Genomic DNA, 635 nt, shown 5'->3' with positions numbered 1-635 from the left:
CATTCGCCGTTGATGGAGCCGATGCTGGCGGAGTTCCGGGACGTGGTGTCGTCGCTGGTCTTCGCTGAGCCGTTGATTCCGGTGGTGTCGAACGTGACCGGGCGGGTGGCGGAGCCGGGGCTGCTCAGCGATCCGGGGTATTGGGTGCGGCATGTGCGGGAGGCGGTGCGGTTCGCCGACGGAGTCTCCGCGGCACGCGCCATCGGGGCGACGGTCTTTGTCGAGGTGGGTCCGGATGCGACGCTGACGGCGTTGGCGCAGCAGACCCTGACCGGTGAGGAGATCTGCGTTCCCGCTGGTGGACGGGGTAACGCGAAGCGCGGGCAGCGGGAAGAGGCCGTCGCGTTCGACGGGGCTCGTGCCTTCGTGGCCGCCCTGGCCCACCTGCACACCTGCGGCGTCACCGTCGACTGGGAGACCTACTTCGCCAACGTCCCCGCCCGGCACGTGGAACTGCCGACCTACGCCTTCCAGCACCAGCCGTACTGGGTGATGGCTCCGGCCGAGGCCGGGGATGTGGCGGTGGCGGGGCTGACCGGTGTGGCACACCCGGTGTGGGGTGCGGTGACGGAGGTGGCCGGCGGGGAGTCGGTGGTGTTCAGCGGCCGGTTGTCGGTGGATGCGCAGCCGTGGCT

Annotated in this window: 1 pseudogene; it reads left to right on the top strand. The window is 70.6% G+C overall.

The window, feature by feature from the left end:
- Positions 1–12: 12 nt before the first annotated feature.
- Positions 13–635: pseudogene (locus IEY93_RS39110) on the top strand (hypothetical protein); the annotation flags it as partial.

It is taken from the genome of Sphaerisporangium melleum (genome assembly GCF_014646695.1).
Classification (GTDB): domain Bacteria; phylum Actinomycetota; class Actinomycetes; order Streptosporangiales; family Streptosporangiaceae; genus Sphaerisporangium; species Sphaerisporangium melleum.
The sequence above is the reverse complement of the archived record's forward strand: the minus strand, read 5'-3'. Positions and strand labels throughout refer to the sequence as shown.